This is a genomic window from Actinoplanes sp. NPDC023801, from assembly GCF_040639655.1.
Lineage (GTDB): Bacteria > Actinomycetota > Actinomycetes > Mycobacteriales > Micromonosporaceae > Actinoplanes.
Genome location: NZ_JBFAAI010000069.1, coordinates 1 through 7,394, shown reverse-complemented (window position 1 = coordinate 7,394; position 7,394 = coordinate 1). Strand labels below are relative to the sequence as shown.

The following is a 7,394-nucleotide window of genomic DNA, read 5'->3' as shown; positions in this document are numbered from 1 at the left end:
TAGTTCTGGTTTTGTACGCGAGTTCCGGCGCCAGATGTCGCTGAGTTTGGGCACCAGTGAAATCTCACCGATCTCGATGTTCGCGAGTTTGGGCACCACCGTCGAGTGCGCCGGATCTGCCTATCGCCGAGCCGGGAGCACCGCTCACGCCGGGTGATGGGCACGGCAAGTCGGGGCGCGCGTTGTCTGCGAGATGAGGATGATCCAAGCGCTCCCCAGGCGCCGATGGCTGCCTGGATCACAACCTCGGCGGTCTGTCTGGCGTGCTCCCTCGCTTCAGTGGTCCGGTGTTGCCGGTGGCCGCTGCGATGGTGCTCCGGTACGCGGGGCCGCAGGCGGGACCGGCGCGCTGGTCAGATGTGCCCATCGCGCCCGCAGGCGCCTCCACACTTCGGCTTCCGCCAGCCTCCACACGCCGATGCCAATGCTCGCGAGCCCTCCACCGATGTTCGCCGCGCCGAACAGGTGCTGTCCGCCGGCAATGTGGGTGGCTGCCATGCCGATGCACGCGAGCCCGGCGCCGATGTACGCCACGCCCCGCACGTGCTGCTGGCCGGAGATAGTCGACGCTCCGAGGCCGATGCACGCGAGCCCGAAGCCAGTCGTTGCGGTGCCGAACAGGTGCTGCCCGTCAACGATGAATGCCACCCCGGCGGCTATCAGTCCCAGCCCGAAGCTGATGTACGATACGCCGAATAGGTGCCGGCGGTCGCCCGGTATCGCCGCCCCCACGCTGATGCACAACAGCCCGACGCCAATGAAAACCGCACCGACCAGGTGCTGTCCGTCGGCGACGAGTGCCACCCCGGCGCACATGAATCCCAGCCCCAAGCTGATGGCCATCGCGCCACTCAGATGTGGCCGGTTGGCGATAAGCGCCGCCCCACTGCCGATGAACAACAGCCCGACGCCGATGAACGCCGCGCCGACCAGGAACTGATCGACGCCGACGGGCACCGCATTGAGCGGATGCGGCCGGTCGGCGATGATCGCCGCCCCACCGCCAATGCTGGCCAGTCCGACACCGATGCCCGCGGCGCCGAGCAGCAGGGTGATAGACGTCCGGTGGTCGGCGGGGATAAGGACCGTGGCCGCGAGGAGTCCGGCGGCGGCCAGGGTCGGGTAGCCGGCCCAGGAGGCGGGGGCTAGCGCGGCGATCCCGGTGGCCAGCAGCGCCGCGGTGAGTAGCGCCCCGATGGCGTAGCGCGGCAGGAGGGCCTGCGAGGGCAGGGAGCGCAGCCACAGCGCAGCGACTAACACAGCGCCGAGCGCAGCGGTTACGGCCACGCCGTGGTAGCCGAGGTCGTCAGCGAGCAGGTTGTAGCCCATGTTCGCGACGGCACCGAGGAGCACCGCTAGGAGCAGCCGCCAGGAGAGCCAAGGCGGGGACGTCGACCGGGCCGCTGGATCAGTCACGAGGGTCGATTGTGCGCCGTCTAGGCGGAATGGGCTAACCGGCTGACGTAGGCACTCCCCAAAGCTGCCCGGTAGATGATCACTTGAAATGATCGAGTGCACTGATCTCGGCCCGAAGTGCACATCAAGTCGCTATCCATCATCGTGGCGAACGCCTACACAGAGTTACTAAATGACCATGACGGCGCACCTGCCATGGTCAACAAGTGGCGCTGGTTCCCACGAACATTCGCGCCGGAACGGCAGGCGCGGTGGCGCCGAAAGTGACGAACATCTGGCTCCCGTCCTCGCGAACGAAATCATAGTTCCAAGCTTCTTCCTGGTGACGACCTATAGTCACTAAAAGTGACCAGTTACCTCAACGTAACTAAAACGGGGAGTGGTTCAGGTCATATCCGGCGCGGCGCGTACGCCGATCGGGTACTGGTCGGAGTCGGCCCGGACAAAGCGCACACCGTGGCGTTAGATGCCCGATCGTCCTGGTTACGGTTGTTCGGTGCAATCCGACATCGAGGAACGGAATGCGGTGGCTCGTGTCGTCAGGTGGCACGCGAAACTCAGCACCGCCGCCAAGCTCACGCTCTGGCTGGGCCTCGGAGCCCTGCTGATCGGCGGCTTGGCGTTGATCCGCGACCTCTTCGACTTCAAGGTCGATACCGGCGACACGGCGACACGGGTCACGCCGACCGTGGGGTCGACGGGGTCATCGGGTCCAGACGCCTCTTCGCCGGCTCCGGCGGCCGGGACCCCGTTGCCCGGCTACGCCGCGGGACGCCCCGGGGTGTTGTTCCCGGTGCTCAACCCCGCGGCCAGCCCGACACAGGTGAATTTCGATCCCCACAACTGGTCATATACCGACAACGACGATCACGGCATGACCATCGAATGCCGGCACTCCAGTTACCAGGGCGGCTGCAAACCGAACGATCGGCCCGTCTTCTACCTGGATCCGGTGGAGCCCGGCGCGACGATCGCCGAGGCCACCGGCGCGACGCATTCCTGTGCCGTCAGCGCGTACGACTCACGTGCCATTCCGGTACAGGCCGGCAAGACCTACTGCGTCAAGGGAAACGACTGGGTGCTGGTCGTCAGAGTGGTCGCTCTCCCCACCAGGGTGGTCGAGGGCGACACCGTGGTCCCCGAACTGCACGCGCAGCTCTGGACGCAGCCCTGAGCCCGAGATCAACCGAGGGGCACCAGCGTGATCTCGCCTGAAGGGCGGATCGTGGCACAGGTGCCGCTGATGACCACGGGCATGGCCGTGGCCGACATCCGATGAACGGCAGGCCCCAGCACCAGTCGGCGACGTCCGGGCGCACATCGCGCCGGCCCTGTCTCCGCTCAGCCGTCGAGCGCGATGCCCCGGTACCCGTCCGGTGTCGCCACCACGGCGTAGCCGTTTGCGACCGCGCCGACGGCCCGTGACGCGCCCTGGGCGGGCTGTCCCGAGCCGGCCGGTTTTCCGTCGGCGCCGCAGGCGGTGGCGGTGCTGCCGCCGACCCGGTCGAACCGCTCGTGGGAGTCCTGGGGAGTGTGGCCCTCGCGGAAGAAGAAGCGGGCCTGTGACAGGCACCAGAACACCGCGGTCTCTGCGGGCACGGTGACCGTCCCGTCGGTCAGGTCGATCATCCGGCTGCCGCCGACCAGCTCGGCGACGACCGTGTGGTCGCCGGCCACCGCCGCCCGCCTCAGTTGCCCGACCAGCTGCTCGGACCGGCCGGCCGGCACCGACCAGCGGGTCTGCCCGGTGCGCGGGTCGAACCCCTCCAGCGCCACGTCCAGGCCCTCGAACGTGCTGGCCGGGGGCTCGACGACGAAGTGCCCCCGGCCCCGGACCCGGCACCGGACCGGATCGGCACGCAGCGGGATGTTCTCGGCGCAGCCGATGATGGTGCCGGGCGACCGCCACAACACCGCCCCGGTGCGCTCGTCGAGCCCGGCGCTCGCGCTCTGTGCTCCCAGGTCGATGTCGACGGTGGTGGCCGTCCGCTTGACCGGCCCGAACACCGAGCCCGCGAACACGCCATCCGCCGGGAAGTGCTGCCAGGTCCAGCCGTTGTCGGTGCTGAACCCGGCCGGGAAGGCGTCCGTCACCGGCCGTTGTCACCGGATCGCCCCGTCCCGGATCAGGGCGATGCGCTCGTCCGGGCGGCCGCCCAGATCGTGCAGGCCTGAATCGCTGATCGAACGGGCGGCCGGAAGGGCTACGTCGTACGGTGTGAAGGCGCCGGTCGCGACGTCGAGCCGGTACCCGCGCCTGGTCCCCCCGTGTGCAGGTTCGCCATGGCGCAGGCCGCCCGGTCACCGAAACAGGACTCCGGCACACTGCGGAAGATCGCCGGCTGACTACTCTGCTCCACCCGCCCGGTGGCGGCGTCGACGATCACCATCCTCGCCCAGTGCGGCCCGCGCTCCGGCCGTGGTTCCAGGAAGGCCACGTTGTCGCCGACCCGGAACGGCAGGATCTTGATGCCGGCCGTCTGCCTGCTGGGGGTGATCTCCCGCTCCCAGATCACCGTGCCGTCTCCGGGCCGGAGGCCGCGGGCGTAGAGGCGCCTGTCCCGGACCAGATAGCCGACCACCACCGCGCCCACCGCGATCGGCTGCCCGATCGGCTGCACCCCTCTGGTGACCCAGTCAGCTCTGGCCGTGGAAGCCGCGGCGACGCTGCCGGCGTCGGCGACGCTCAGGAGAGTGGTGGTCAGGAGAGCGGCGGCGAGGGCGCGCATGAGGGTTCGCTTCCGTTCGATGGTGCCTCGGCTGAACCCCTCGCAGTATAGGGATCAAAGAGATGAAAGTGCCCTGAATCGGTCTCCTGGCAGGCAGCACGAGCCCGCACCGCCGAAGGGGAGAGAGCGGCGCGACGGCCTCGCGGAACCGTCTTCGTGAAGGGCTGACGGTGCGGAACGGTGCCGCCTATCGTCGGAGAAATGCGAAAAGTCATCGTTCTGCCGGTCGTCGCGGCCATGGTCGCCGTGCTGGGGGCGCCGGCCGGGGCCGGGCCGCCCGGCCCCGAGCAGCTCCGGAAGAAGATGCTCACCGCCGGTGATCTGCCGCCGGGATCCATCGTCAGCCAGGACACGACCAGCACCAAGGATTTCGACTACTACATCCCGTGCACCGAGGGTGAGGTGCTGGACGAGTACCGTCCCGTGCCCACGGTGGTGCGGACCCTCGAAACCGGCCACATGGTGATCCGCGTCGAGCTCGGCGGCCCGGGCCGCCAGGCGGCCCAGGAGTTCGTCCAGAGTCTCGCCGACATGCCGACCGTGTGCCCGGACTGGTCCGACGCGATGATGGAGGACGAACATCATCACTCCCGCCTGCCGCTTCCCGCGCTCGGGGACGCCTCGGCCGCGATGGTCACCATCGTCGACGGCGGGATCACCGATGAGGGCGAGCGGATTCCACCGGAGCGCGTCCTGATGGCCGCGGTCGCCGTCGGCGACCTGGCCGCCCACTTCGAGATGGGGGCGAGCGACAAGGCCGACGACGCCCGCTTCGTCGAGTTCGTCATCGCTGGGGCGAAGAGACTCGCCCAGGCCGGATAGCGGCCCGTCCCGGCGTCACCGCACTATCCCGGCGCGATCACCGCCACCGGCGTCGTCGACTGGTCCGTGCCACCGCCGTCGCCCAAGGCGCCGAATCTGCCTTCACCCCAGCAGTAGACCTTGACGTCCCCGCCGAGTCCGCACGTGTGGTTGCGGCCGGCGGTGAGCTGAGTGAGGGTCACCCCGGCGGGAGTTCGCACCGCCACCGGACGTGTCCGGTCCACGGTGCCGCCGTCGCCCAGGGCGCCGAATCGGCCCTCGTCCCAGCAGTAGACCGAGGTGTCGCTGCTGATCCCGCACGTGTGAAACGTGCCGGCGGTGAGCTGGGTGAATATCACCCCGGCGGGGGCGTCGACCGCGACCGGACGCAACTGGTTCACCTCGCCGCCGTTGCCCAGCTGACCGTAGACGCCGTTGCCCCAGCAGTAGGTCCCGGTGTCGCTGCCGAGCCCGCACATGTGGTCGTCGCCGGCGGCGAGGTGGGTCAAGGTCACCCCGGCCGGGGCGCTCACCGCCCCGGGAGTCAACTGCTCCACGAGGTCGGCGTTGCCGAGCTGGCCGTATTCACCGTTGCCCCAGCAGTACGTTCTGGTGTCGCTGCCGAGCCCGCAGGTGTGGTCGCCGCCGGCGGTGAGCTGAGTGAGGGTCACCCCGGCGGGGGCGTTCACCGTGACCGGACGCGTCTGGTTCACGACGCCGCCGTAGCCCAGAGCGCCGTGTCTGCCGCTGCCCCAGCAGTAGACGCCGGTGTTCCTGGCCAGCCCGCACGTGTGGTTGCCGCCGGCGGCGAGGTGGGTGAAGGTCTCCCCGGCGGGGGCGTTCACCGCCACCGGCCTCGACCGGTCCGCGTCACTGCTGTTGCCCAACTGACCGAAACCGCCCTGACCCCAGCAGGAGATCCTGCCGTTGCCGTCCAGCGCGCAGGTGTGGGAGCCGCCGGCAGCCAGCCGGGCAGCGGGCCCGTCCGGTTGCCGCGCCACAGCCGGTCCGGGGGTCACCGCCGCCAGCATCGTCACTGTCACGGCCATCGCCATGGTGGTAGTCAGCACACGACAGACACGATCACAGCCCGCGGAACCCGCAACCTTGTCCGAGCGGATTTCACCTAGGTGAGTGCCGAGCTCATCCGCGGAAGCCCGGACACCGCCGGATCGGGCGGCAGATCAGCCGGCCGGGGTGTCCACCGCCACCGGCGTCGACTGGTTCGCGACGCTGCTGTTGCCCAACCTGCCGTGGTAGCCGAAGCCCCAGCAGTAGGTCTTGGTGTCGTCGCCCAGCGCGCACGTGTGCGCGTCGCCGGCGGCGAGGCGAGTGAAGGTCACCCCCGCGGGGGCGTCCACCGCCACCGGCCTCGACTGGATCGCGTCGCTGCTGTTGCCCAACCTGCCGTGGTAGCCGTCGCCCCAGCAATACGTCCTGGCGTCGCCGCCCAGCCCACACGTGTGCGCCTCGCCGGCGGCGAGGCGAGTGAAGGTCACCCCCGCGGGGACGTCCACCGCCACCGGCTTCAACCGGTTCGCGGTGCCGCCGTCGCCCAAGGCGCCGGAAGCACCCTCACCCCAGCAGTAGGTCTTGGTGTCGTTGCCCAGCCCGCACGTGTGCGCGTCGCCGGCGGTGAGGTGAACGAAGACCATCCCGGCGGGGGCGTGCACCGCCACCGGCGTCGAGCGGTACGCGACGACGTTGTCGATGCCCAGAAGACCGTAAGCGCCTCGTCCCCAGCAGTACGCCTTGCCGTCGCGGGCCACCCCGCATGTGTGGTGACCTCCGGCGGTGAGCTGGGTGAAGGCCACCCCGGTGGGGGCGTGCACCGCTACCGGTTTCGACTGGTCCGCGACGCCGTTGTTGCCCAGCCGACCGTAGTCGCCTCGTCCCCAGCAGTAGGCCTTGCCGTCGCGGGCCAGCCCGCAGGTGTGGTCGTCACCGGCGGTGAGCTGGGTGAAGGCCACCCCGGTGGGGACGTGCACCGCTACCGGTCTCACCTGGTCCGCGACGCCGCTGTCGCCCAACCGGCCCTTGTCGCCCTGTCCCCAGCAGTAGGCCTTGCCGTCGCGGGCCAGCCCGCACGTGTGGTTGCCTCCCGCGGTGAGGTGAGTGAAGGCCGCTCCGGCAGGAGCGTCCACCGCCACCGGATGCGCCCGGTCCGAAGTCCCGCCGTTGCCCAGCTGACCGTAACCGCCATAGCCCCAGCAGTAGGCTTTGGCGTCGGGGGCCAGCCCGCACGTGTGCGAGCCGCCGGCGGTCAAGGGGGCCGCGGAGTGGTCAGATGGCTCCGCCGCGGCCGGCCCGGCCATCATCGCCGCCAGCATCGTCAGTGGCCCGATCAGCGCCATCGTTGTTGTCCGCACGTGACAGACACGATCACGGTCCCACCAGCGCCGGTCGGCATCCTAAAAAGTTTCACCTATGTGGGGGACAGGCCGTCTT

7 protein-coding genes are annotated in these 7,394 nt (G+C 69.6%); 2 read left to right on the top strand and 5 right to left on the bottom strand.

Features of this window, described 5'->3' with window-relative positions; genetic code table 11:
* Positions 1–276: 276 nt before the first annotated feature.
* On the bottom strand, positions 277–1,329 hold the full coding sequence (locus AB0G04_RS44020) for a hypothetical protein (protein ID WP_360996672.1): 1,053 nt from the start codon (positions 1,327–1,329) through the stop codon (positions 277–279).
* 583 nt (positions 1,330–1,912) lie between these two features.
* Here AB0G04_RS44020 and AB0G04_RS44015 point away from each other — a divergent pair.
* Positions 1,913–2,590 carry a hypothetical protein gene (locus AB0G04_RS44015; protein WP_360996669.1) on the top strand — a complete coding sequence of 226 codons (678 nt, stop codon included), beginning with the start codon at positions 1,913–1,915 and terminating at the stop codon, positions 2,588–2,590.
* Positions 2,591–2,757: 167 nt separating this feature from the next.
* Here the strand turns inward: AB0G04_RS44015 and AB0G04_RS44010 are convergent, their stop codons facing one another.
* Positions 2,758–3,510 carry a hypothetical protein gene (locus AB0G04_RS44010; protein WP_360996667.1) on the bottom strand — a complete coding sequence of 251 codons (753 nt, stop codon included), beginning with the start codon at positions 3,508–3,510 and terminating at the stop codon, positions 2,758–2,760.
* Positions 3,511–3,620: 110 nt separating this feature from the next.
* Positions 3,621–4,145 (bottom strand): hypothetical protein, encoded by a 525-nt coding sequence (locus tag AB0G04_RS44005; protein ID WP_360996664.1) that lies wholly within the window; start codon positions 4,143–4,145, stop codon positions 3,621–3,623.
* A gap of 201 nt (positions 4,146–4,346) precedes the next feature.
* Here AB0G04_RS44005 and AB0G04_RS44000 point away from each other — a divergent pair, with 201 nt between their 5' ends.
* Positions 4,347–4,967: a hypothetical protein gene (locus tag AB0G04_RS44000; protein ID WP_360996661.1), complete on the top strand. Its 621-nt coding sequence runs from the start codon at positions 4,347–4,349 to the stop codon at positions 4,965–4,967.
* A gap of 23 nt (positions 4,968–4,990) precedes the next feature.
* Here AB0G04_RS44000 and AB0G04_RS43995 read toward each other — a convergent pair whose 3' ends face one another.
* A complete protein-coding gene (locus tag AB0G04_RS43995) occupies positions 4,991–5,995 on the bottom strand; it encodes a hypothetical protein (RefSeq protein ID WP_360996658.1) in 1,005 nt (334 codons plus the stop codon).
* A gap of 135 nt (positions 5,996–6,130) precedes the next feature.
* Positions 6,131–7,315: a hypothetical protein gene (locus AB0G04_RS43990; RefSeq protein ID WP_360996655.1), complete on the bottom strand. Its 1,185-nt coding sequence runs from the start codon at positions 7,313–7,315 to the stop codon at positions 6,131–6,133.
* Positions 7,316–7,394 lie beyond the last annotated feature (79 nt).